Source organism: Streptomyces sp. NPDC003023, assembly GCF_042888225.1.
GTDB lineage: Bacteria > Actinomycetota > Actinomycetes > Streptomycetales > Streptomycetaceae > Streptomyces.
In genome coordinates this window covers 670,573-693,221 of record NZ_JBIAPL010000002.1, presented here as the reverse complement: position 1 = coordinate 693,221, position 22,649 = coordinate 670,573, and the positions used below count along the sequence as shown (strand labels likewise).

The 22,649-nt window shown below is 72.1% G+C and carries 20 protein-coding genes; 10 read left to right on the top strand and 10 right to left on the bottom strand.

All coding sequences use genetic code 11. The annotated features are described in order from the left end of the window. Window positions 1–122 precede the first annotated feature (122 nt). From ACFYV1_RS11340 to ACFYV1_RS11315, 6 genes are all read left to right on the top strand, one after another. Complete coding sequence (locus tag ACFYV1_RS11340) at window positions 123–1,109, top strand: hypothetical protein (RefSeq protein WP_389395180.1); 987 nt, start codon at window positions 123–125, stop codon at window positions 1,107–1,109. Then, window positions 1,106–2,371, top strand: a complete 1,266-nt coding sequence (locus tag ACFYV1_RS11335) for a sensor histidine kinase (protein WP_389395179.1) — start codon at window positions 1,106–1,108, stop codon at window positions 2,369–2,371. Before ACFYV1_RS11340 ends, ACFYV1_RS11335 begins: the two co-directional genes overlap by 4 nt. Beyond that, a complete protein-coding gene (locus ACFYV1_RS11330; protein WP_389395178.1) occupies window positions 2,368–3,024 on the top strand; it encodes a response regulator in 657 nt (218 codons plus the stop codon). Before ACFYV1_RS11335 ends, ACFYV1_RS11330 begins: the two co-directional genes overlap by 4 nt. A gap of 113 nt (window positions 3,025–3,137) precedes the next feature. Further along, complete coding sequence (locus ACFYV1_RS11325; protein WP_389395293.1) at window positions 3,138–4,586, top strand: peptidoglycan D,D-transpeptidase FtsI family protein; 1,449 nt, start codon at window positions 3,138–3,140, stop codon at window positions 4,584–4,586. A gap of 103 nt (window positions 4,587–4,689) precedes the next feature. Beyond that, on the top strand, window positions 4,690–5,085 hold the full coding sequence (locus ACFYV1_RS11320) for a hypothetical protein (protein ID WP_389395292.1): 396 nt from the start codon (window positions 4,690–4,692) through the stop codon (window positions 5,083–5,085). 248 nt (window positions 5,086–5,333) lie between these two features. Then, on the top strand, window positions 5,334–6,572 hold the full coding sequence (locus tag ACFYV1_RS11315) for an MFS transporter (protein WP_389395291.1): 1,239 nt from the start codon (window positions 5,334–5,336) through the stop codon (window positions 6,570–6,572). A 61-nt stretch (window positions 6,573–6,633) separates the two neighbouring features. Here ACFYV1_RS11315 and ACFYV1_RS11310 read toward each other — a convergent pair whose 3' ends face one another. Then, window positions 6,634–7,782: a hypothetical protein gene (locus ACFYV1_RS11310; protein ID WP_389395177.1), complete on the bottom strand. Its 1,149-nt coding sequence runs from the start codon at window positions 7,780–7,782 to the stop codon at window positions 6,634–6,636. Then, entirely contained in the window at window positions 7,779–8,723 is a 945-nt protein-coding gene (locus tag ACFYV1_RS11305; protein WP_389395176.1) for a 5-dehydro-4-deoxyglucarate dehydratase, read from the bottom strand. Before ACFYV1_RS11305 ends, ACFYV1_RS11310 begins: the two co-directional genes overlap by 4 nt. 241 nt (window positions 8,724–8,964) lie before the next feature. Between ACFYV1_RS11305 and ACFYV1_RS11300 the strand changes: the two genes are divergently transcribed. Genes ACFYV1_RS11300 through ACFYV1_RS11290 form a run of 3 tightly spaced genes read left to right on the top strand, consistent with a single transcriptional unit; the run spans window position 8,965 to window position 11,334 of the window. Next, complete coding sequence (locus tag ACFYV1_RS11300; RefSeq protein WP_389395175.1) at window positions 8,965–9,789, top strand: NAD-dependent epimerase/dehydratase family protein; 825 nt, start codon at window positions 8,965–8,967, stop codon at window positions 9,787–9,789. A 60-nt stretch (window positions 9,790–9,849) separates the two neighbouring features. Further along, window positions 9,850–10,068 carry a hypothetical protein gene (locus ACFYV1_RS11295; RefSeq protein ID WP_389395174.1) on the top strand — a complete coding sequence of 73 codons (219 nt, stop codon included), beginning with the start codon at window positions 9,850–9,852 and terminating at the stop codon, window positions 10,066–10,068. Between the two features lie 45 nt (window positions 10,069–10,113). Next, window positions 10,114–11,334, top strand: a complete 1,221-nt coding sequence (locus ACFYV1_RS11290; protein WP_389395173.1) for a TerD family protein — start codon at window positions 10,114–10,116, stop codon at window positions 11,332–11,334. 76 nt (window positions 11,335–11,410) lie between these two features. Here ACFYV1_RS11290 and ACFYV1_RS11285 read toward each other — a convergent pair whose 3' ends face one another. From ACFYV1_RS11285 to ACFYV1_RS11275, 3 genes are all read right to left on the bottom strand, one after another. Further along, window positions 11,411–11,641, bottom strand: a complete 231-nt coding sequence (locus ACFYV1_RS11285) for a hypothetical protein (protein ID WP_389395172.1) — start codon at window positions 11,639–11,641, stop codon at window positions 11,411–11,413. A 50-nt stretch (window positions 11,642–11,691) separates the two neighbouring features. After that, window positions 11,692–13,275 carry a TROVE domain-containing protein gene (locus ACFYV1_RS11280; RefSeq protein WP_389395171.1) on the bottom strand — a complete coding sequence of 528 codons (1,584 nt, stop codon included), beginning with the start codon at window positions 13,273–13,275 and terminating at the stop codon, window positions 11,692–11,694. A gap of 338 nt (window positions 13,276–13,613) precedes the next feature. Beyond that, window positions 13,614–15,077 carry an alkaline phosphatase PhoX gene (locus ACFYV1_RS11275; RefSeq protein ID WP_389395170.1) on the bottom strand — a complete coding sequence of 488 codons (1,464 nt, stop codon included), beginning with the start codon at window positions 15,075–15,077 and terminating at the stop codon, window positions 13,614–13,616. 108 nt (window positions 15,078–15,185) lie between these two features. On the opposite strand from ACFYV1_RS11275, the gene ACFYV1_RS11270 reads away from it, so the two are divergent. Then, window positions 15,186–15,743 (top strand): SDR family NAD(P)-dependent oxidoreductase, encoded by a 558-nt coding sequence (locus tag ACFYV1_RS11270; protein ID WP_389395169.1) that lies wholly within the window; start codon window positions 15,186–15,188, stop codon window positions 15,741–15,743. Here ACFYV1_RS11270 and ACFYV1_RS11265 read toward each other — a convergent pair. The 5 genes from ACFYV1_RS11265 to ACFYV1_RS11245 form a co-directional block, all read right to left on the bottom strand. Further along, a complete protein-coding gene (locus ACFYV1_RS11265; protein WP_389395168.1) occupies window positions 15,680–16,648 on the bottom strand; it encodes an RNA polymerase sigma-70 factor in 969 nt (322 codons plus the stop codon). The two genes, ACFYV1_RS11270 and ACFYV1_RS11265, sit on opposite strands and share 64 nt — an antisense overlap. Window positions 16,649–16,773: 125 nt before the next feature. Then, window positions 16,774–17,964: an NAD(P)/FAD-dependent oxidoreductase gene (locus ACFYV1_RS11260; RefSeq protein ID WP_389395167.1), complete on the bottom strand. Its 1,191-nt coding sequence runs from the start codon at window positions 17,962–17,964 to the stop codon at window positions 16,774–16,776. 236 nt (window positions 17,965–18,200) lie between these two features. Next, window positions 18,201–19,142, bottom strand: coding sequence for a sigma-70 family RNA polymerase sigma factor (locus ACFYV1_RS11255; RefSeq protein ID WP_389395166.1), 942 nt, complete (start codon window positions 19,140–19,142; stop codon window positions 18,201–18,203). 10 nt (window positions 19,143–19,152) lie between these two features. Next, window positions 19,153–20,343: an NAD(P)/FAD-dependent oxidoreductase gene (locus ACFYV1_RS11250; protein ID WP_389395165.1), complete on the bottom strand. Its 1,191-nt coding sequence runs from the start codon at window positions 20,341–20,343 to the stop codon at window positions 19,153–19,155. A gap of 691 nt (window positions 20,344–21,034) precedes the next feature. Next, window positions 21,035–22,561, bottom strand: a complete 1,527-nt coding sequence (locus ACFYV1_RS11245) for a hypothetical protein (protein ID WP_389395164.1) — start codon at window positions 22,559–22,561, stop codon at window positions 21,035–21,037. Between the last annotated feature and the right edge of the window lie 88 nt (window positions 22,562–22,649).

Sequence of the window (22,649 nt, the reverse complement as noted above, 5' to 3'; positions counted from 1 at the left end):
CCGCCTCCGCCCGCGGGCACATCCACCGGCGGAGGCCGGAAGCGACCGCTCCCCCGCGCGGCGGAGGGGAATCGTCGTCCGGCAGGATCCGGGAGCCGTGGGCGCGGCGGGAACCTGGGGACATGACAACGAGCTCGGCCGACACCGGCCTCCCGCCGCGCGGCCACCCCACACGGTCCGCGCGGGGTGCGCTGCGCACCGTCGCCATCGTGGCCTGTGTGCCCTACGTGGCCCTCAAGATCGCCTGGATCGCGGGCAGCCGCATCGGCATCCCCGACGGCAGCGCCCTGCTGGACCACCCCGTGGCCATAGCTGTCGCCAACAGTCTCACCGTGCTGATGGACGCCGCCGTGGTCGTGCTGGCGCTGCTGCTCACCCAGCCGTGGGGCATGCGGGTGCGGGCATGGCTGCTCGCCGTGCCGATCTGGGCCGCGACCGGCCTTCTCACGCCGATCATGTTCGGCTTCCCGCTGCAGGCGATCGGCACCGCCCTCGGCGGCACCAGGATGCAGGAGGCGGCCGAGGAGCCGTTCCTCGAGGACTGGGTGTTCAACGTCGTCTACGGCGGCTTCATCCTCCAGGGCCTCGCCCTCGGGACGCTCTTCGTGCTCTACACCAGGGATCGCTGGGGCGACCTGCTGCAGGGCAGGGTGTGGGACCTCCCGCTCGCTGCGACGGGCCCGTTCATGCGCGGGGCCGCCGTGGCCGGCTCACTGCTGGCGCTGTTCCCCGGCCTCATGCACCTGCTGTGGGCCACCGGGTCGACGACCGGTCTCCAGGCCGATCGGATCGCCCAGCGCACGACGGACTTCTACATGCTGGAGGGACTGCGCATCGCTTTCGTCGCCGTGGGCGTCGTGAGCGTGCTGCTGCTCGCCTTCCGTATCCGGCCCGCCATGTCCCTGCGGCCTCCGCTGATCGCGGCATGGGTCGGGGCGAGCGCGATGTGCACCTGGGGCGCCTGGATGCTGCTCGGAAGCCTCATGCCGGAGAAGGACGGGACCAAGCAGGCCACGTCACTGCTGGAGCTCACCTACGCTGGTGAGATGATCTCCGGTCTCCTGCTCAGTTGTGCCGTCGCCTCCCTGCTGCGCAGGCGCGGCGCGTGACTCGCTCCGCCTCCGTGTGGCGCGGTCGAGGGCGGGCCCTGTTCGGCCGGCGGGCCAGACTGCGCTGGGTGCATCTGGTGCTCGGCGGCGCGCTGTTGGTGCCGTTCTGGCTGGTCGGCACGGTGCTGATAGGTCCGCTGCACGACGAGCCGAGCATGTGGCCGGGCTCGCTGGCGGTCCAGCTCTCGGCGTACGCCGCCGCGCTGCCGCTCGCCGCGGTCGCCGGCCTGTTCCCGGTGGCCAGACCGCTGTCGGTGGCCGTCACCCGCGCCCTGTGCGGCCTGCCCGGCGAGCGGTTGGCGGACGGGCTCGCGCGTACCCGCGCCGCACGGATCCGCTCCGCGGGCTGGTGCACGCTGCACTTCGGGATCGGGGCCCTGATCAGCGGGGCCTCGCTCGCGCTGCCGCCGTTCGCCGGCGCGGTGATCCTCTCGCCGGTGCTGCCGAGCGTGCGGGGGTTCCTGGGCATTCCGCACTCGGCCTGGTCGTCGGTACTGCTGCCGGTCGCGGGAATCGCGATGCTGCTGGCGCTCGCCGCCGTGTCCGCGGCGGCCGGGGCGCTGCTGGCCCGGCAGGCCCCGGTGCTGCTCGGTCCCACCCCGGCCGACCGGCTGGCCGCGGCCGAGCGGCGGGCGACGGAACTCGCCGAACGCAACCGCCTCGCCCGCGAACTGCACGACTCCGTGGGCCACGCGCTGTCCGCGGTCACCCTTCAGGCAGGCGCGGCCCGTAAGGTGCTGGACAGCGACCGGGACAGCGACGTGGAGTTCGTGCGGGAGGCGCTGACCGCGATCGAGGAGACCACCCGGCGCACCGTGGGCGAACTCGACGCCGTCCTCGGGCTGCTGCGCCAGGACGGCGACGGCGCGGACCGGATCGGCGGCCCGACGCTCGCGACCCTGGACGACCTGCTGTCCCGCAGTGGCGTGTCCGTGTCGCTGCGGGTGGAGGGCGAGCTGGCGGCCGTGGCGGCGCCGGTCTCCCGCGAGGCGTACCGGATCGTCCAGGAAGGGCTGAGCAATGCCCTTCGCCACGCCGGGGGTTCACCGGTGACCCTGTGGATCGCCGCACGCGGCGAGGAGTTGGAGATGAGGATGGAGAACCCCCTGCCCGATCGGGCCCCGGTGGTACGCCCCGGCGGGGGCCGCGGGGTGCGCGGCATAGCCGAACGGGCCGCCCTGCTCGGCGGACGGTCCGGGGCCGGACCGCATGACGGGGTGTGGCGGCTGTCCGCCGTACTGCCGCTGGAGGGACGCCGATGAGCACGGTCCGGGTCGCGCTCGCCGACGACGAGCGGATGGTCCGTACGGCGCTGCGCGTCATTCTCGACGCGGAGCCCGACCTGGAGGTCGTCGGCGAGGCGGCGACCGGCGCGGAGGCGGTGTCCGAGGTGCGCCGGCTGTGCCCCGACGTGGTGCTGATGGACGTGCGGATGCCGGAGATCGACGGTATCCGGGCCACCGAGCAGATCCTGTCCACGATGGCAGAGCCGCCCCGGATCGTCGTCGTGACGACGTTCGAGAACGACTCCTATGTGTACGACGCGCTGCGCGCGGGTGCGGCCGGGTTCCTGCTCAAGCGGGCCGCGGCCGAGGAACTGGTGCAGGCCGTCAGGCTGGTCGCGCACAGCGACTCCCTGCTGTTCCCCTCCGCCGTGCGCTCACTCGCCGCCGAGTACGGCCGCAGGCAGCCCGCGGCCGCGCCGCCGTGGGTGGCGCGGCTGACCGAGCGTGAGGCCGAGGTGCTGCGGCTGATGGCCACCGGCCTGACGAACGCGGAGATCGCCGGCCGGATGGGCGTGGGTCCCGCGACGACGAAGACCCATGTCGCGGCCGTCCTGGCCAAGATCGGCGCGCGGGACCGCACTCAGGCGGTGATCGCGGCGTACGAGTCCGGCTTCATCTCGCCGCGCTGAGCCGTGCGGGACGTCTGGTCCGTGGCCGAACGCGGCTGCTCCGGAGATGAGCAGATCATGAGAAAACGGTCGTGCGGGAACGAACCGGCGATCGCGGTTCGTCCTCGTACGGGATGAACAAGACGATCAGGCGCGCCGCCGTCTTCAGTCTGCTGCTGGTGCTCGCCCTGCTGGTGCGGGCGACCTGGGTGCAGGCGTACGAGGCGACGGCCCTCGCGGACAACGACCACAACCGGCGGAAGATCATCGCGCGGTACGCGCAGCCGCCGGGCGACATCGTCGTCGCCGGTTCTGCGGTCACCGGCTCGACGAGGACGGAGGGAAGCGACCTCGCCCACAAACGCACCTACACCGACGGCGCGCTGTACGCGGCGGTCACCGGCTACAGCTCGCAGGCGTACGGGGCGACGCAGCTCGAGGGCATCTACGCGGACGTCCTCGACGGCACCGACCTCGGCCTGCGGAGCCCGCTGGACACGCTCACCCGCAAGCAGCAGGACCCCGGCGACGTGGTGACGACGATCGACCCCGCGGTCCAGAAGGCCGGCTTCGAGGCGCTCGGCGACAAGAAGGGCGCGGCCGTCGCCGTCGACCCGGAGACCGGGGAGATCCTCGGCATGGTCAGCACCCCCTCGTACGACCCGTCCACGATCAGCGGGACCGCGGACGGCGACGCATGGCGGAAACTGCTCGACGACGAGGACGAGCCGCTGCTCAACCGGGCGCTGCGGCAGCCGCTGCCGCCGGGCTCGACGTTCAAACTGGTCGTCGCGGCGGCCGCGCTCGAGAAGGGTCTGTACTCGTCGGTGGACGAGCGGACCGACAGTCCGAACCCTTACCGGCTGCCCGGCACGGTCACCGACCTGGAGAACGAGAACCCGTCCGCCCCCTGTGAGAACGCCACGATCCGGACCGCGTTGCAGTACTCGTGCAACAACGTCTTCGGCAAGATGGCCGTCGACCTGGGTCAGGACGAACTGCGTGCGACGGCGGAGAAGTTCGGCTTCAACGACGCGAAGCAGGATGTGCCGGTACGGGCGTCGGCGAGTGTCTATCCCACGGGCATGAACGCGTCGTCCACCGCGCTGACCGGCATCGGACAGTTCGATGTGACCGCGACTCCCCTGCAGATGTCCCTGGTGTCGGCGGCCATCGCCAACGACGGTGTCATGGCGTCACCGCACATGGTGTCCAAGGTGGTCTCCGCGGACGGAGACACACTGCGGTCCTACGAGGACGGCGCGTCCCGGCGGATCGTGTCCTCGTCCACCGCGGAACAGCTGCGCAGCGCGATGGTGACGGTGGTCGAGGACGGCACCGGCTCGAACGCGCGGATCCCCGGTCTCGAGGTCGGCGGCAAGACCGGCACGGCCCAGCACGGCGAGAACAACAGCAAGACGCCCTACGCCTGGTTCACCTCGTACGCCGAGGACCCCGGCACCGGCAAAGCCGTCGCCGTCGCCGTGCTCATCGAGGACTCGGGCGCGGAGCGCTCGGAGGTCAGCGGCAACGGCCTGGCGGCGCCGGTGGCGCGGAAGATGATGGAGGCGGCGCTCGAGTAGTCGGCGCGAGGGGGCGCACGGTATGCAGGGACGTCGGCCCTGCCTCACGGAGGTTTTCGTGCGTCCCTTGCGCCCTTTGCCCCGCTCGCTGTCCGGCTGGACCATGGCGGTCTTCGGCGTCCTCGCCGCCGCCCTCGGCCTCGTGGGTCTGATCTCCCCGGATGCCCTGCTCTCGGCCATGGAGTTCGATCCAATACCTGCCGCGCACCGCGCGGATGGTGACCACACCCTGGTGTTCCTGACCGCCTCGTCGATGGCCGCGGTCAATATGGGCGTCTACTACATCCTCGCGTCCCTCACGGACTGGAAGCCATTCTTCCGCTGGACGGTTCCCTTCCGCCTGCTGACCTGCGCGGTCTTCACCCTGGCGGTGCTCACGGGCCGCGCCCCGTCGGGATTCCTGGGTGTGGGCGTGTGGGAGGGCCTGGGGGCCGTCGTGACGGGGCTGGCCCTGCGCTACGAAGACAGGCGCGCGGACCCGGTCCGGGACGCCGGTTGACGCCCGGTGGCCGCCCGTCCGGGTCGTCGGCGACGTCGGCCGCATCGGCGGCGTAGGGGCAATGCACGAGGAACGAGGGGCGTCCCACCCCGCCACCGCTTGCGAATAGGTCGACTGCCGGATCTCCGCCAGGGACCTCAGATGCCAGGTTGCTCTGCGAGGACCGAGGCGAGGGACGGGGCGAGGACCGGGGCAGGGAACCCGGTCGGGACCCGGTCGGGACCCGGTCGGGAGGCGGTGTGCGGACGATGCGCTGGGCGGCGGGGGCGGTACTGGGTGACCGCGACGCGGGGCTCTATCTGGCCGGAGTGGTGACGTCCGGTTTCGGCTCGTCGGCGATGTGGCTGGTGGCCGGCATCTGGGTCAAGTCCCTGACCGGCTCCGACAGTCTGGCGGCGCTGACGACAGCTCTGATGTGGGCGCCCGTCCTCGTCGGACCGCTGCTGGGCGCGGCCGCGGACCGGATGCGCAGAAGACCGCTGCTCATCTGGACGAACCTCGCCATGTCGCTCCTGCTGCTGCCCCTTCTCGCCGTGGACCGTGCGGACCGGGTGTGGATCCTGTTCGCGGTGCTGACCGTGTACGGGGTGAGCTCGGTCGTGCAGGACGCGGCCGAGGCCGGACTGGTGGCGGCGGCCGTCGACAGACGCCTGCTCGGTGACTTCAACGGCCTGCGGATGACGGCGAACGAGAGCATGAAGCTGCTCGCCCCGCTGGCCGGGGCCGCCTTGTTCACCCGGTTCGGCGGTGCGTCCGTGGCACTGCTGGACGCGGTCACGTTCGCGCTGGCCGCCGGGATCTTCGCCCTGGTGCGGGTCCGTGAGGCCGGGCCCGTTGCGCGGGGCGGCGGTCCGCGCGGCAGGACCCTGGAGGGCGCGCGCTTCCTGTGGCGTTCGCCGACGCTGCGGCCGCTGGTGCTGGGCGGGGCCGCGGCGATGGGGCTGGCGGGCCTGAACGGCGCGATGATCTACGCCGTCGTCGACAAGGTGCTCGGCCACTCCCCCGCGTTCGCCGGTCTGCTGTACGCGGTTCAGGGCGCCGGGTCCGTGCTGAGCGGGCTGCTGGCGGGCCCGCTGCTGCGGCGGATGCCTGAGCGGACCTTCGCGGCGGCCGGGATCGCCCTGTTCGCGGCGGCGGCCGGGCTGCGGGCGCTGCCGTACGACGCGGTGGCGCTGATGTGCAGCGGGGCGATCGGGCTGGGGCTCCCGTGCGTGCTGGTCGCCGCGATGACGGCCGTGCAGCGGGAGGCGCCGGACGCCGTACTGGGCCGCACCGCGGCCACCGCGAACACGCTGCTCTTCGTGCCCAACGCGGTGGCACTGGCACTGGGCGCCGGGCTGGTGGCGGTGGTGGACGTCCGCGTACTCCTGCCGGTGGCCGGCGCGGCGGGGGTGGCCGGGGCGGCGCTGCTGGCGGCCCGCCGCGGCTCTCCCGCCGCACCGCCCGTACCCGCGACGGGGCTTGGCCCCCGACCCGGCAGCGGGTGACCCGTCACGGGCGGCGCCCCCGCTCCCGGGCGGGCTTCCCTCGTGGGCCCGCCCGTGACGCCTACGCCGTGGGCGGCCGGAGGGCGGAGCGGATCGCCGTCAGGTCCGCGTCGGAGGCGAGGCCCGCGTGGTACAGGCAGAGTTCCGTCGCGCCGGCGGCCGCCGCCTTCTCCGCGTCCGCGGCGAGGGTGGACGGGGCGCCGCCCATGCCCGCCACCACCGTGAGGTTCGCGGCGAGCACCGTGTGCTCCGTGGCGTGCTCGGCGAACGGCTCCAGCAACTGCGGTCCGCCCGTGCACGGTACGACCACGCCGTCGGCCACCGACAGGATGTGCGCCGGGTCCGTGCCCGCGTTGGCACCGCAGCGGTGGACCGCCGGGTCGGCGTGCAGAAGGACCTCGAAGCCGGGCGGGGCGGCGGCACGTACCGCCGCGACGGCCGACTCCTGGAGCGTGCGGGCCGTGCGCGTACGGAACTCCAGTACCGGAGCCGCCGTCCCGGGGTCGAGCGGTCGCACCGGTGCGCCGCGCCACAGGGGCGCCAGCGCGTCCCGCACCGCCGCCGCGAGGCGGTCCGGGTCCAGACCGAGGTCGCCGTAACCGTCCCGGCAGGCGGGGCAGAAGCAGAGGGACATCAGGTACTGCGCCGCGTCGTCGAGCGGCACACCCGCGATCTTGTCGTGGGCGTGCAGGTGGGCCACGCCGTACCAGCCGCAGGACTCCAGTTCGGTGCCCCGCGCGCCCGGCCTGACCGCCGCCTCTGCCGCGAGCGACACCAGGTACTCCCGTACCGCGGACTGCGCGACGCACGGCGCCCACGGATACCGGTCGCCGTACGCGTTGACGACGGAGGTGTCCGGATGTTCGGCCCCCATACGGGAGTTGTGCGCGAGCACGACCCAGGAGCGGACGCCGAGCCCCGCGTCCGCCAGCGCGCCCGCCGCCTCGCCGTACGCGTCACCCGGCGCCCACGCCCCCGCCGCGTACGGCAGCAGCCCGCGCCCGGTCCAGCGCGCCTCGTCCGTCGGGTAGAGCACCGCGGCGTGTTCGGCGGTGACGATCCGGTGGCGGGGGTGCCGCGGGGTCAGGGCGCGTGTGGAGTGGTAGGCGGAGGCGAGGGTGACCTGCCCGACGCCGAGGTCCGCGATGCGGGCCGGCGCGTCCGGGTCGCCCACGACGTCCCACGGGTAGAGGAACGCGGAGGCTTTCACGCGCCGCCCTCCAGCAGTGCCCTGCCCTGCTCGATCAGAGCCGCGAGCGCCTTGGTGTGCCGGTCCGCCGGCTCCGTCAGCGGCGGCCGCACCTCGCCGACGTCCAGGCCCTCGAGCCGCACGCCGGCCTTGACGAGTGACACCGCGTATCCGCGGCCCTCGTTGCGCAGTTCGACGAGCGGCACGAAGAAACCGTCGAGGAGGCGGTTCACCGTCCTGTCGTCGCCGGTGGTGAGCGCCCGGTGGAAGGCGAGGGCGATGTCGGGGGCGAAGGCGAAGACGGCGGAGGAGTACAGGGTGATGCCGATGCCCCGGTAGGCCAGAGCGGTGAGCTCGGCGGTGGGCAGTCCGTTGAAGTAGAGGAAGTCCCGCTCGGGGAGTTCGCGCCGCACGGCACTGAGGGTGCGCTGCATGAGGTCGAGATCGCCGAGGCCGTCCTTCAGGCCGATGATCTTCTCGACCCTGGCGAGTTCCACGACGGTCGCCGGGGTGAAGACCGCGTTGTCGCGCTGGTAGACGATGACGTCGAGCGATGTCGCGGCGGCGAGCCCGGTGTAGTGCCGGAGCAGTCCGGCCTGGTCGGCGACGACGAGGTAGGGCGGCATGGCGAGCAGTCCGTCGGCGCCGGCCTCCTCCGCGATCACCGCGTACCGCTCCGCGATCGCGGTGCCGTAGCCGGCGCCCGCGAGGACGGGCACCTGCCCGGCCGTCTCCTCGACGGCCACGACGACGCAGGCGCGGAACTCCTCCGGGGTCAGGGCGTGGAACTCCCCTGTCCCGCAGCAGGCGAAGACCGCGGCGGCGCCGGCGTCGACGCCCCTGCGCACATGCGCGCGGAACGCTTCGAGGTCGAGGTCGCCGTCCGGTCCGTACGCGGTGACGGGGAAGAACAGCGGTCCCTGGACCCGGGTGAGCCGGGCTGCGAGCGGATCTGAGGTCACGGGCGCTCCCTGGGCCGTGCGCCGGACCCCCAAGGCCCGTGCACAATTCTGATCGACGTCCATATTTCTGAACGCGGCCACGCTATGGCAGCCCTGTCGCGCCGGTCAAGACGGAAACCCGCATTCCAGGCACGGATCCGACCGGTACGCGCGAGACTTGACGCCGCCGGGACCGCTCCTTAGCGTGTCCACGCATGTGAACACTGTCCACTCTTTTGAGTTAAGTCGAGGAGACCCGCCCATGCCCGCTGCCCGTACCGTCCTGCTCACCGGCGCAGCCGGCGGACTCGGCACGCTGATGCGGGGCCTGCTGCCCGCGTACGGCTACGAGCTCCGCCTCTTCGACTCCACCCCCATCGGGGGAGAGCCGGACGCCATCACCGCGGACCTCGCGGACAGGGCGGCCCTGCGCGAGGCCGTGCGGGGCGTCGACGCGGTCATCCATCTCGCGGGCATCTCCCTGGAGGCGTCGTTCGACAAGATCCTTCGCGCCAACATCGAAGGGACCTACAACCTCTACGAGGCGGCCCGCGAGGAGGGCGTGCGGCGGATCGTCTTCGCCTCCAGCAACCACGCAGTCGGCTTCGTGCCCCGCCCGCAGGGTGACGCGCCCATCGCTCCCGAGGCGCTGATCCCGGTCGAGACCCGGCACCGCCCCGACACCTTCTACGGCCTGTCCAAGTGCTTCGGCGAGGACCTGGCCCAGCTCTACTGGGACCTGCACGGCCTGGAGACCGTCTCCGTGCGCATCGGCTCGTGCTTCATGGAACCGACTTCCGTACGGATGCTCTCGGTCTGGATGAGCCCCGGCGACGGCGCACGGCTGTTCCACGCCGCCCTGACCGCGGAGCACGTCGGCCACTGCGTCGTCTACGGCTCGTCGGCCAACACCCGGCTGTGGTGGGACCTGACCAGCGCCCGTGCGCTCGGCTACGAACCGCAGGACGACTCGGAGCAGTACGCCGACAAGCTGGTCGCAGAGCACGGCGAACTCGACCCGCTGAATCCCGACCACGCGCACCTCGGCGGGCACTTCACCACCCACCCGCCGCAGTGGCCGCACTGAGCTCCGGCGGCGCCCGGAATCCGCGTGCCGCGGCGACGGGAAACCGCCAGGATGGCGCCCATGGCGAGACCCTACGGATTCGATTACAAGCAGCTCGGTGACGGCACGGTCACCATCACGCACCGCGGCCGCCCGGCCGGGACACTGCGCGGCCCGCGCGCGCTGAAGTTCCTGGAGGAGGTCGGGTCCGGGGACGCGCAGCTGGTCATGGCGCGATGGACGGGCGCCTACAAGTTCGGCAATGAGCGCCTGGCGCGAAATCATCCCCGGAACAGGTGACTACGGTAAGGGAACGGTAAAGCGGACTCACTCGTTACCCCAGTCATGACAGCTATGACCCCCGGCTCGAACATCCCTCTGACCGCCGCGCGCGTGGCGGTGGACGTCGCCGCACCGGTGCGGCTCGACGTATCGGGCCTGCTGCTCACCGCCGACGGCAAGGTGCGCTCCGACGACGACTTCATCTTCTACAACCAGCCCCAGGGCCCCGGCGTCACCTACCGCTCCGGCGGAGGCACGGCGCCCGACGCGATCGTGGTCGACACCGCGGCCGTCCCGCCCGGCATCGAGAAGATCGTCGTCACGGCGAGCCCGGACGCGGCGGGCCAGACCTTCCAGGGCATCGAGCCCACGGCCACCATCCGCAACGGCGACGACGGCAGCCAGATCGCCACCTTCACGCCGCCGCGGCTCGGCACGGAGACCGCGCTGGTCGTCATCGAGATCTACCTGCGCAACGGAGCGTGGAAGGCCCGCGCGGTCGGCCAGGGGTACGCGAACGGCCTGGCGGGCATCGCCACGGACTTCGGCGTCTCGGTCGACGACGAGCCCGCTGCCGCCGCCCCCGCGGCCCCTCCCGTCACCGCGCCGCCCGTCGCGGCCGCGCCGCCCGTCGACCCGCGGATCGCCGCGACCCCGCCGCCGCCCGCCGCACCTCCCGCGGCCCCGGCGCCCCCGGTCTCCACCGGCAAGATCAACCTGGACAAGGGCCGGGTCAGCCTCCAGAAGAACCAGACGGTGTCCCTGGTCAAGGGCGGCCGCCCGCTGCTCTCCCAGGTCAAGATGGGCCTCGGCTGGGAGCCCGCCTTCCGCGGCAAGGACATCGACCTCGACGCCTCCGTCATCGCCTACGGCCCGAACCGCAACCACCTGGACAGCTGCTACTTCGGCAAGCTCTCCATCCTGAACGGCTCCATCAAGCACTCCGGCGACAACCTGACCGGCGAAGGCGCGGGGGACGACGAGGTCATCGTCGTCGACCTGGGCCGGCTGCCCGCGGAGGCCACGGGCCTCGTCTTCACGGTCAACTCCTTCTCCGGCCAGAAGTTCACCGAGGTCGCCAAGGCGTACTGCCGGCTGATCGACGCCGCCACCGGCGAGGAGCTGGTCCGCTTCGACCTGACCGGCGCGGAGCCGCAGACGGGCGTGATGATGGCCAAGCTGATCAGGCAGTTCTCCGGGGAATGGGACATGACCGCCATGGGTGACTTCGTGAAGTCGCGCACCGTGCGCGGCATGGTCAAGCCCGCCGCACAGGCGCTCTGAAAAACAGTCCGCCGGGGGCACCCGTCACCGCTGTGACGGGCGCCCCCGGCGGAGGGGACACAAGGAGAAAGCGTGCTCAGAGTTTGGCCAGTTTGGAGAACGGGCTGAGGATGCGGCCCTGCCTGCCGGAGAAGTCGACAAGCACAGCAGCGTTGTCGCCTTCCACGGCGAGGACTCTCCCGAGACCGAACTGATCATGGGACACCCTGTCGCCCGCTTCGTAACGCTCGATCGGCGGCTCTTCCAGGGTCGGACGGTTGAAGGGGCTGGACGGCAGGTGGCGCCGGGAACCGGCTGACTTTGTCATTACGTTCAGTATGCGCCCCCGGCACCCCGCCCCGCCATGCCCGAGCCCTCTCACTTCCACGGCCAGTCCGCCGCCTCACCCCGTTCGATCAGCGAAACCATGCGGAACGCGGCGTCGCTCAGCCCTCCGAAAGTGTGCCGGTTCCCAGAATTCGAGGGGCCGTGACCCGCGCGGTGCCCCGCCAGGTTCCAGGTGTAGACCGGGACCCGCGCCGGGATCTGCTCCGTCGGACCGCCGTGACGGCTGTACGAGGCCTGCTCGTCGGTGACGATCAGCACGCGGTCGTGGCCGCGGTAGTGGGCCCGCACCGCCGCGGTGGTGTCGGTGCCGCCCAGGTTCCCGAAACGCCCGAGGACCTTGAGCACCGACTCCTCTCTGTCATGGACGATCACCGAGTGTCCCGTGCCGAACTGCACCAGGTCGGCCTCGGCGGCCCGCATCGCGACCGCCGTGCCGAAGATCGCCGCGGCGTCCGCGCGGTTCAGCTCGGAGCGGTCGGAGAGCGGCGCCCACATCGACCCGGAACGGTCCACCAGGACCAGCGTCCGGCCGGGAAGTGCGGGAACGTTCGCCAGCGAGTGCCCGAGCGCGAGCTCCAGCGCGTAGGCCCAGCGCAGCGACGGAGCGTGCTGGTACGCGGCGAGAAAGCGGAACGGAAACTGCCGGGAGCGGGCGACCACTTCGGGGTCCGCGATCCTGGCCGCGACCCGGGCGGCGACCTCGTCCGAGACCCCGGCCTGGTCGAAGTTGCGCAGATTGCGCATCAGCGCCATCGGCCCCATCGACGGGATCACGGCTTCCCAGGCCGCCGCGTCCATCGGTCCCTGCAGCCAGCCCGCCAGCGCCTCCCAGGTCATCCCCGCCCGTGCCAGGCGCTCGGCGCCGCCCGGCGACGTCACGACGGCGCGCCGCTGCTCCACCGGCAGCTCCATCAGCGCACGGTGCTCACCGAGGACGGGGAGCGAGGCAGGAGCCTCGGCCGTCTCCGGGTTGTGCCGGCGGTCGAGGGCGTAGCGGAACAGATCGCCCTGCCACGGCTTCGCAGGGTCCGGCGAGGCGTGGACGACGTTGAGGATGTCGCCGAAGCGGTAGCCCTTGCTCGCGGTGTCGTACTTGAGCAGCGACCTGGCCCCGTAGAGCCGGCGCACCGCATCGGCGATGCCGCGCTTGACCGGCTTGGGCACGTTGCGGCCGAACCGCGAGGTCCAGTAGCCGAGCAGCTCGCCCGGTTCGTCGGCACGCAGCAGCACGGAGGCGACCACGTTGCGGTTGTACGCGCCCTTGACGGCTCCGGCGTCGAGACGGGCCCTGACGAACTCGGCGGCGCCCACGATCGAGGCCGTACGCATATGGGCCTCGCTCCGCAGCCAGCCGAGCAGCCCGGCGGTCCACTCGGGGTCCTTGACGGCGAGTTCCCGCACCAGCGTGGTGAAGCGGCCGTCCCGGTCGGCGCCCGACTCGTAGAAGGTCCGCTGCCCCACGAAGTTCGCGACCGCGAGCAGGAAGAGTTCGGAACGGGCGTCGCGCTCGGCACCGACGCCGCCCTCATGGGTGTGAAGGACGCGGCCGGTGGTGCCGATGTACGAGTGGGGCGCGGCTTCCGCTCGCGCCGCGGCGCTGTTGAAACGGGTCATGAGGAAATCCCCCCGTTTTCCTGGGGGAAAGCACAGCGGAGCGGGACGCCCGAGATCGAGGTCGGCGACGGAAGATGTCAGATGCTCTGCCCGATTGAGCTACCGGCCGCCGCCGGGCGGGATTTGAACCCGCAACCGTCCGATCCGAAGTATCCGTCACCTGCGCACCGGGCGCCCCGCGCGCTGAGCCTCCCGAGATCAAAAGTGGCAGCGGCGTGATTTCGTGAGAGGAAGTAGCCGCGGCCCGCGCACCGGGAGGTGCAGTTCGTGATGGAGACTCTAGGAAGACAACTGCCGTATGCGCCAGGCATTTTCGGCGCACCCGGCGACCGCGGCCGTCAGTGCCGGTTGGCCTGGCGCTTCCAGGGGCCGGTGATGGCCAGCATGATGCCCGGTGTCTGGATGCTCGTGTACAGGGTGCGCCCGTCGGGCGAGAAGACGACACCGGCGAACTCGCTGAAGTCCGGGTCGTCCGCGGTGCCGACGTTGCACTCGTTGCGGGCGATCGGGTAGGTACGGCCGCTGTCGGTGGCGCCGAACAGGTGCTGCACCCCTTCGCCGTCCTCTGCGATGATCAGCCCGCCGTACGGGGACACCGTGATGTTGTCCGGGCCGTCGTAGGGGCCGTCCACGGACGGGGCGGGGTTCACACCCAGGAGCACCTTCAGCGTGAGGGTCCGGCGGCGCGGGTCGTAGAACCAGACCTGGCCGTCGTGCTGCTCCGGGCTCTCCTCACGTGCGTACGAGGAGACGATGTAGGCGCCGCCGTCGCCCCACCACATGCCCTCGAGCTTGCGGCCGCGGGTGACCTCACCGTCCTTGAACTGCTTGCGCACGGAGACGGTCCGCGCGTCGCGGTCCGGCACCTCCGTCCAGTCCACGCCGTACACCGTGCCGGTCTTCGTGGCGCGGGCGAGGTCGTCGACGAACCGGCCGCCGGAGTCGTAGCACTTGGCGGCCTGCAGCACACCCGCGTCGTCGGCGAGGGTGCGCAGCTGCCCCCGCCCGTGCTTGAAGCCGTGCGGCGGCACCCAGCGGTACAGCAGACCGTTCGGGGTGTCGGCGTCCTCCGTGAGGTACAGGTGGCCGCGTTTCGGGTCGACGACGACGGCCTCGTGTGCGTACCGGCCCAGGGCCTTGACCGGCTTCGGGCCGCGGTTGGCGCGGCGGTCGTAAGGGTCGACCTCGAAGACGTAGCCGTGGTCGTGGACCAGGCCGTTCCTGCCGGCCCTGTCCTCGGTCTCCTCGCACGTCAGCCAGGTGCCCCAGGGGGTCGAGCCGCCCGCACAGTTCTGCACGGTGCCCGCGACACCGACCCACTGCGCGATCTCGCCGCTGCGGTGGCTCTCCACCACCGTGCAGCCGCCGGGCGCGGCCGGGTCGTACACCAGGCCCTCGGTGAGCGGCACCGGGTGCGCGACCTTGGCACGCTCCCCCTTGAGTTCGTGGTTGACGACGAGCAGCGTCACACCGCGCGGTCCCTCGAAGGCCGCCGTGCCGTCGTGCTTGCCGGGGGTGAACTCGCCCGACTCCAGCTTCGTGACGCCACTGCGGGTGAGCACGCGGTACGTGAATCCGGCGGGCAGCGCGAGGATGCCGTCCGGGTCGGGGATCAGGGGCCCGTAGCCCGGCCCGCGCATCGTGTGCGCCTCGCTCTGTGCCGCCTCGCCCACCACCACCGGGCCCTCCTCCGCCGCGAGGGCGCCGGGGGCGGACGCGAGCGAGCCGACGGCACCGGTGAGGGCCACGCCCGCACCGGTGAGAGCGGACTGCCTGGTGAATTCCCTGCGGGTGAATGACATCGATGTCTCCTGAGGGCGCGTCCGGCCGGCTGATGCGTGCGTCAGCCTTCCGTCCGCGTACAAACGGCACTTGAACTCCGTACGACGTCGAGAGAGGCCTCCGCTGTCATGAATCCGCCTTCCACCGGACGCCGCGTCCTCGTCAGCGGAGCGTCCCGCGGGCTCGGTCGCGCCGTCGCCCGTGCCTTCGCCGCGTGCGGCGGCCGGGTCGCCGTCCACTACGGCAGCCGCGAGGACGAAGCCCACCGCACTCTCGACGCACTGCCGGGCACGGGCCATGTGCTGGTGGGCCGTGACCTGTCCGAGCCGTCCGCGGCCGCGGACGTGGCCGAACGGGCCTTCGCCGGTCTGGGCGGCATCGATGTGCCCGTCAACAACGCGGCGTGGGGGCACCTCCCACGCCGCGTTGTCGTCGGTCGCCGACTCCCCGTAGCCCTCCGGGCACGGGAGGCGCCCCCTCCGCGTGGACCCCTTGCTCCTCCTCGCGTCGGCGGGTACGGGCGGCTGAACCCGCGTCCCCGCCCCGGGGCTTCGCCCGGACCGACGGTCGCCGGAACCGCCGGGGCGGCGATGTCACCGGGTGCTCGGCACCGACGCACTGCTCATCGCAGGGTGAGGGGGGTCGCGGATTCGATGCGGGTCAGTTTCTGCGGGTTGCGGACGTAGTAGAGGCCGGTGATGCGGGTGTCCTCGACATGCATGACGATGACGCCGTCGAGTTCACCGTCGATGTGCAGAGCCAGTGCCGGGCCGGCGTTGACCAGGGTCGGCTCGGCGGTGAGCATCACGTCGTTCCTGGTGAGCCCGCCGACGATGAACCGGGCCACCTTGTCGGCGCCGACGACCGGACGCGGGGTGGCCTGCTTGATGCCACCGCCGTCGCTGATCGCGACGACGTCGGGGGCGAGCACGTCGAGCAGGCCCTGGAGGTCCCGGGTCTCGAGCGCCCGCTGGAATGCTTCGAGAGCCGCCTGGGCCTGCCGTGCGGTGACCGAGCGGCGTGGCCGGCGGGCCTCGACGTGACGGCGGGCACGACGGGCGATCTGGTGCACGGCGGCGGGGGTCCTGTCGACCGCGGCCGCGATGTCGTCGTAGCCGATGCCGAATGCCTCCCGCAGCACGAACACCGCCCGTTCGGTCGGGGTCAGTGTCTCGAGGACGAGCATCAGCGCCATCGAGACGCTTTCTGCGAGTTCGATGTCGGCGGAGGCGTCCGGCGCGGTGAGCAGGGGCTCCGGCAGCCAGGAGCCCACATATGCCTCCCTGCGGCGTTTCATCGAGCGCAGCCGGTTGAGTGACTGCCGGGTCGTGATCCGCACCAGGTAGGCCCGCTGGTTGCTCACCCGGGCCAGGTCGACCTTCACCCAGCGCAGCCAGGTTTCCTGCAGGACGTCTTCGGCGTCGGCCGCTGATCCGAGCATCTCGTAGGCGACGGTGAACAGCAGATGGCGGTGCTCGACGAATGTCTGAGTCGCGTCGACGGTCGCGTGGTCGTAGCTGCCGGGTTCCGCCGGTTCCGGCGCCTCGCCGCCGGCCCGCCGCGTCCCGTCGGGTTCACCGGTTGTGTCCATGAAGTCCCTCTCCTGTCAGCGACCGACGCGACGACGGTGCGAGTGTCGGTGGGCGGGTCGGTGCGTTTGTCGGTGGGCGGGTCGGTGCGTTTTTCGGTGTGCGTGCCGGCGTGGGAGCCGGTGTCTCAGGCGATCGGTGCGGGCGCGTCGCCGCACCTGTCCCGCAGCAGCCGCGGCCTGTGCCTGCCGTCCTTGGGCCAGGAGTGCGAGCCGGGCCTGCGGGCCTCGGTGACCAGGTGCTTGACGCTGGCGGCGCAGGAGAACTCCTTGAGCGTCCTGCCCATGGGGCCACTGAAGTAGATCCGCATCGCCGTGTCGTCCTTGTGGCCGAGCTGGAAGATCCCGGTACGGCGGCCGAAGCTGATGCACATCGCGGGGAACGACAGATCGATCGGCGCCGGCTGCTCACCCGCGATCCGGCTCAGGACGGTGTCGGCGGCATGGGCGCCCAGGCAGCCCGCGGCGTAGGCACTCATCCGGAAAGGCAGGTCGGACGGTGCCGACGAGTCGCCCGCCGCGACGATCCGATCGTCGTCGACGCTGGTCAGAGTCTCGTCGGTGAGCAGGCGTCCCGCCGCGTCGGTGCTCAACCCGCTGGCGGCCGCCAGAGCGGGTACGCCGAAGCCCGCGGCCCAGATGGTGACCGCGCTCGCATGCGTGCGGCCGTCACGGAGCTCGACGGCCTCGCGTGTAACCGCGGCGACCGACGCGTCCGGGCCCTCCAGCACGTCGGCCCCCAGCCTGGCGAGGTACTTGCGGGCGGTGCGTCGGGCTCGGGGGTGCAGGTACGGACCGAGGACTCCCCCGCAGACCAACCGGACGTTGCGACCCTGTTCCGCCAGCTCCGCGGCGGTCTCGATGCCGGTCGGACCACCCCCGACGACCGTCACCGCGGCAGTCAGGGGTGTGTCCTCGAGCACCGACCGGAGCCGCTGCGCCGCCTCCAGTGTGGAGATCGGGTGGGCGAACTCGGCCGCTCCAGGAACCAGCGGGCCCAAACTGCCGCTGCCCACCGCGTAGATCAGGTAGTCGTAGCGGATGCCGCCGCCCTCGGCCCGCGTCACACTGCGCCCGGCCGCGTCGATCCGCGTCACGTCGTCGACGACCAGCCGGACACCCTCGGCGAGGACTTCCGAGTAGTCGACGACCGCGTCGTGGGTCCCACCCGCCAACTGGTGCAGACGCAGCCGCGGGACGAAGACCGGGCGCGGATTGATCACGGTCACCGTCACGTCGTCGCGCTGTGTCAGACGATTGGCCGCCATCACACCGGCGTATCCGCCGCCGATCACGACCACATCGATGTTCTCGCTCATGGTGCCTCCTTGGCTCCGTGGGGCTCGAGCACAAGACACCGCGCCGAAGAACTTCCTGACACAACGTGACGCACATCACACACGAGTCCCGGCCTGCGGCCATACCGCGATCGGGCAGCAGGAACGAGCGCAGGGCGCGAAGATCAACGCCCCGCTGGGCCCCGGACAGCGCGTGGCCGCCCCTCGGGCCCTCGGTGGATCGCGACGGCACATGGGAGCGAGCACCGGAGGGCCGGTCACCACGATGCGATCAGCGGAGCGTCGTGCTCCTGCCGCTGCCACTCCTCGGTGAGGCGAACGAGCCGGTCGGGGGTGGCGATGCCGCGCACACCCGCGATCTTGTCGTCACGGATCTCCAGGACCAGGACACCCACGACCCGGCCGTCGAGCGTGGCGAGCATGGCGGGGCAGCCGTTGACCACGCCGGCATGGATCGCGGGCGAGCCACCGGCGAGTTTCCGCTTGGCCGGAGTCGGTTTAAAGCCGGCCCGCACCGACTTGGCGATACGCTCCGGGGTCGCGTACCGGATCAGCTTCCCCGCCAGGCCCAGCCCGGCGCCGTCGGAGATGCCGGTCGCGTCGTCGGTCAGCAGTGCCACGAGCCGTTCGGTCCGGCCCGAGGAGGCCGCGTCGACGAACGCCGCGACGATGCGACGCGCGGAGGCATGGTCGATGTCGGTGCCGTTGCCTGCGGCGGCGACACGACGCCGGGCCCGGTGAGTGTGCTGCTGGCTCCCGGACTCGGTGATGCCGAGAATCCCGGCGATCTCGGCATGGCTGTACGCGAAGGCTTCACGCAGCACGTAGACGGCCCGTTCGACCGGCGACAGGCGCTCCATCAGCGTGAGCACCGCCAGGGTCACCGACTCCCGCTGCTCGACGGTGTCGGCAGGGCCGAGCATCGGGTCGCCGTCGAGGAGCGGTTCGGGCATCCAGGTGCCGACCGCGCGTTCGCGTCGCACCTTCGCCGAACGGAGCCGGTCGACCGCCAGGTTGGTGACGATCCTGGTCAGCCATGCCTCGGGAACCTCGACGTACTCCCGGTCGGCCGCCTGCCACCGCAGGAACGCGTCCTGCACCGTGTCCTCGGCGTCGGCGGCCGAGCCGAGCAGACGGTAGGCGAGGGAGACCAGCCGGCTCCGGCTGGCCTCGAATTGCGCCACGGTGGCAGCGTCCATGAGCACGACCCTATGCGGCGACCACGCCGGACGGGTGTTCTTGGGTGGTGGCCGAGCGGTACTTGTGATTCGGCCTTCCGAACGTCGGATGGCTCAGGCTCCAGGCGGCAGTCCCGAGGATCGCCGCCTTGACGCGCGCGGCCGACCGGCCGCGCAGGGCCCACGGCTTGCCTCGTCCGTCACCGTCGACCAGCTGGAAGATCCCGTCGTTCCGGCCGAGGCTGATGTGGTTGCCGACGTACGACAACGAGGCCTTCGCGATCTTGCGCCCGGTGCGGTCCCCGATGATGGCGGCCGTCGCCTGCATGCTGGTGGATCCCGCGGAAGCGCAGGACATCGGCAGCGGGCGGCCGTTGTCGCCGATGACGAAGGCGCTGTCACCGGCGACGTAGACATCCGGGTGCGAGACCGAGCGCATCTGACGGTCGACCGCGATCTGACCGTTGGCCACCACCTCGAGGCCGCCGGCGGCGGCGAGCGGGTGGACGGCGAAGCCGGCGGCCCACACGGTCGCGTCGGAGGGGAGAACGGTGCCGTCGGCGGCGACCGCCGCCGCCTTCTCGACCCGCTCGACGGTGGTGTGCTCGTGGACCGTGATACCGAACCGGTCGAAGGCGCTCAGCAGATGCCTACGGGCCTTCGCGCCCAGCCAGCCGCCCAGTTCGCCGCTGGTGGCGAGGCTGACCTGGAGTCCCGGACGGGATTCGGCGATCTCGGTGACGGCCTCGATCGCGGTCAGGTTGCCGCCGATCACCAGCACCTTCCCGTCCTGGCCCAGCTCGTCCAGGCGTGCGCGCAAACGCAGCGCCGCCGGCCGCGCGGCAACGTGGTGGGCATGCTCCTCCACGCCCGGAAGGTCGTGGCCGGCGGCGGTGCTGCCGAGCGCGTAGAGGAGGGTGTCGTACTCGAGCCGGTCGATGCCCTCGCCGCCCGTGACGCTGACGGTCCGGTGCTGGACGTCGATGCCGGTCACCCGCGCCAGTCGCAGCCGGACGCCGGTGCCCGCGAAGATCTCCGTCAGCGGCCGGTGACGGAGATGCTGCCCGGCGGCGAGCTGATGCAGGCGCAGCCGCTCCACGAAATCGGGTTCGGCGTTGACGACGGTGATCTCGAAGTCGTCGGAGTGGAGCCGGCGGGCCAGGTATCCAGCGGAGAAGGTCCCGGCGTATCCGGCCCCTAGGACGACGATGCGGTGCGGCATGGTTCGCTCCTGTCTGGTTCGCGTGCCCCCTGAACGAGACAGCCCTCGAATTCCTGACAGGACCGATCAGTGACGTGGGTCACTCCCCCGGTTCGGCCCCTCGGACGCCCCGCGCGGCCCGCCGGGAACCCTTCTTACGGCCATCCGCCACCGGCGGAGCGACGTCAGCGCGCGGGGCCGCGAGTGGCCCCGGGGCGCACCGTCCGGCGGCCCACGGCGGCTCCTGTACGGGCCGGTCCCGAGAGGCGCGACACGACACCCCCGCGCATGCCCGGCGCCGCCGACACCGACGTCCGCACCCCCGCACGGCGGCGCCGTGCGCGGGTCGCCGGGCGCGCGAAGCCCTCGCGGAAGCGGAGGTCTCAGCGACCGCCGGGACCACGGGCGCCCGCGCCCCGGCGGAACCCGGAGGCCAACGCCCCCGCGGAACCAGAGGTGTCAGCGACCGACCGAACCACGGGCACCGGCGCCCCGGCGAAACCCCAGAGGCCAACCGGCCGCCGGAACCCGGAGGCCAACGCCCCGACGGAACCCTGGAGGTCAGCGCCCCGACGAGACCAAGGGCGTCAGCGCCCCGACGGGACCGCGGGGTCAGCGGGCCAACCGGACTGCGGGGTCAGCGGGCCAACCGGACCGCGGGGTCAGCGGGCCGAGCGGACCGCGGGGTCAGCGGGCCAAGCGGACCGCGGGGTCAGCGGGCCGAGCGGGACTTGAAGGCCGCCTTGCGGGCCTCCTTCGCCGTCGCCTTGTCCCGGTGCAGCCGCCCCATCGCCTCCAGCACGTCCGCCGTCGCCGGGTGGTCCACCCGCCACGCGGCGTCGAAGAACCCGCTGTGCCGGCCGACCAGACCCTCCACGAGTTCCTGGAGCTCGGCAGCCTCACCACCCGCCGCGAGCTGTGCGGCGATCGTGTCGATGGCCAGCCAGAAGATCATCGACTCGGGCGGCGCCGGCACGTCCGACGCGCCGCGTTCCGCGAGCCATACGCGGGCGAGGCCGCCCAGCTGGGGATCGTCGAGGACGTCACGCACGGCGGGCTCCGCGTGGGGACCGACCAGTGTGAGGGCCTGCTGGCAGTGCAGTCGGCGCAGCGGCGCGCCGGCGTCCTCACCGCGTGCCGCGGCGAGGAGTTCACGGGCCGCGTCGGCGGGGGTGCGCCGGGCGAGCCATTGCTCGGTCTCCGCGCGGGCGGAGACCTCGGGGTAGCGGGCGAGACCGTCGAGCAGTGCGTCCGCGTCCTTGCCGGCGAGATCGCCCACCGCAGGCACCTCGACCCCCGCCTCCATCAGCCGGGCTCTGACGCCGTAGAGCCCGAGCGGGGTCAGTCTGACCATGCCGTACCGGGTGACGTCCTCGTCGTCGACGAGCGGGCCGGCGGAGCCCTCCTCCTCCATGAGCGCCTCGTCCACCGGCTGGTATTCGACGAGCCCGACCGGCTCGAGCAGCCGGAACTGGTCGTCGAGACGCATCATCGCCTCCGAGACCTGTTCCAGGACGTCGTCGGTCGGCTCTCCCATGTCGTCGGGAACGATCATCGACGCGGCGAGCACGGGCAGCGGGATCGGCTCCTCGCCGACGCCGCCATCGGTGACCGTGAGGAGGTAGAGGTTGCCGAGGACGCCGTCGAGGAACGCGGCTTCTGCCTCGGGGTCCCAGTCCAGTGCCTCCAGGTCGATCTCGCCGTCGTCCCCGATGACGTCGGTGATGTCGTCGAGGACGGGTGCGATGGCGTCGGCGAAGACGACGTCCAGGGCGTCCAGCCACAGGCCGAGCACGTCCTGCGGCGAACCACCGGTGACGAGCGGGAGGTTGGCGCCTGCCACGACGGCGCCGCTGTCAGCATCGGCACCGCTGTCAGCACCGCCACCACCGTCAGCACCGGCACCGGCGTCGGGACCGGCACCGGCACCGGCAGCGCCACCGGTGTCGGGCTCGTCCGCCGGTTCCTCGATGTCCACCAGCCCGGTGTCGACCGCGACGCGCCACGCCTCACTGGCGTACGCGGGCCCGTCGTCCGTCGTCCCCAGCCCCAGCGCCTCCGCCGCCGCGGGCAGTTGCTGGTCGACGAGTTCGCCGCCGACGCCGACCCGCGTCCGCGGCCCCGCCCAGCGGGCGAGCCTCACGGCCCGGGCCAGCAGCGGGGCGGCGAGCGCGGCCCTCGCCAGTTCCGCGTCCGAGTGCAGCCTGACCGGCGGCAGAGTGGGGCGGTCTTCGGGCATCTGGTGGGTCTCCTCCGCGGCGTACCGGTTCGGGCGGCCTTGTGGGCGACTGGACGGCCCCAAGCGTAGACGCATTTGATGCCGTTTC

Bases quoted from the DNA above. Each gene is read 5' to 3' on its own strand.
- ACFYV1_RS11340 (WP_389395180.1), top strand. From the start codon at position 123: ATGACAACGAGCTCGGCCGACACCGGCCTCCCGCCGCGCGGCCACCCC.
- ACFYV1_RS11330 (WP_389395178.1), top strand. From the start codon at position 2,368: ATGAGCACGGTCCGGGTCGCGCTCGCCGACGACGAGCGGATGGTCCGT.
- ACFYV1_RS11325 (WP_389395293.1), top strand. From the start codon at position 3,138: ATGAACAAGACGATCAGGCGCGCCGCCGTCTTCAGTCTGCTGCTGGTG.
- ACFYV1_RS11320 (WP_389395292.1), top strand. From the start codon at position 4,690: ATGGCGGTCTTCGGCGTCCTCGCCGCCGCCCTCGGCCTCGTGGGTCTG.
- ACFYV1_RS11315 (WP_389395291.1), top strand. From the start codon at position 5,334: ATGCGCTGGGCGGCGGGGGCGGTACTGGGTGACCGCGACGCGGGGCTC.
- ACFYV1_RS11300 (WP_389395175.1), top strand. From the start codon at position 8,965: ATGCCCGCTGCCCGTACCGTCCTGCTCACCGGCGCAGCCGGCGGACTC.
- ACFYV1_RS11295 (WP_389395174.1), top strand. From the start codon at position 9,850: ATGGCGAGACCCTACGGATTCGATTACAAGCAGCTCGGTGACGGCACG.
- ACFYV1_RS11290 (WP_389395173.1), top strand. From the start codon at position 10,114: ATGACAGCTATGACCCCCGGCTCGAACATCCCTCTGACCGCCGCGCGC.
- ACFYV1_RS11285 (WP_389395172.1), bottom strand. From the start codon at position 11,641: ATGACAAAGTCAGCCGGTTCCCGGCGCCACCTGCCGTCCAGCCCCTTC.
- ACFYV1_RS11280 (WP_389395171.1), bottom strand. From the start codon at position 13,275: ATGACCCGTTTCAACAGCGCCGCGGCGCGAGCGGAAGCCGCGCCCCAC.
- ACFYV1_RS11275 (WP_389395170.1), bottom strand. From the start codon at position 15,077: ATGTCATTCACCCGCAGGGAATTCACCAGGCAGTCCGCTCTCACCGGT.
- ACFYV1_RS11270 (WP_389395169.1), top strand. From the start codon at position 15,186: ATGAATCCGCCTTCCACCGGACGCCGCGTCCTCGTCAGCGGAGCGTCC.
- ACFYV1_RS11265 (WP_389395168.1), bottom strand. From the start codon at position 16,648: ATGGACACAACCGGTGAACCCGACGGGACGCGGCGGGCCGGCGGCGAG.
- ACFYV1_RS11260 (WP_389395167.1), bottom strand. From the start codon at position 17,964: ATGAGCGAGAACATCGATGTGGTCGTGATCGGCGGCGGATACGCCGGT.
- ACFYV1_RS11255 (WP_389395166.1), bottom strand. From the start codon at position 19,142: ATGGACGCTGCCACCGTGGCGCAATTCGAGGCCAGCCGGAGCCGGCTG.
- ACFYV1_RS11250 (WP_389395165.1), bottom strand. From the start codon at position 20,343: ATGCCGCACCGCATCGTCGTCCTAGGGGCCGGATACGCCGGGACCTTC.
- ACFYV1_RS11245 (WP_389395164.1), bottom strand. From the start codon at position 22,561: ATGCCCGAAGACCGCCCCACTCTGCCGCCGGTCAGGCTGCACTCGGAC.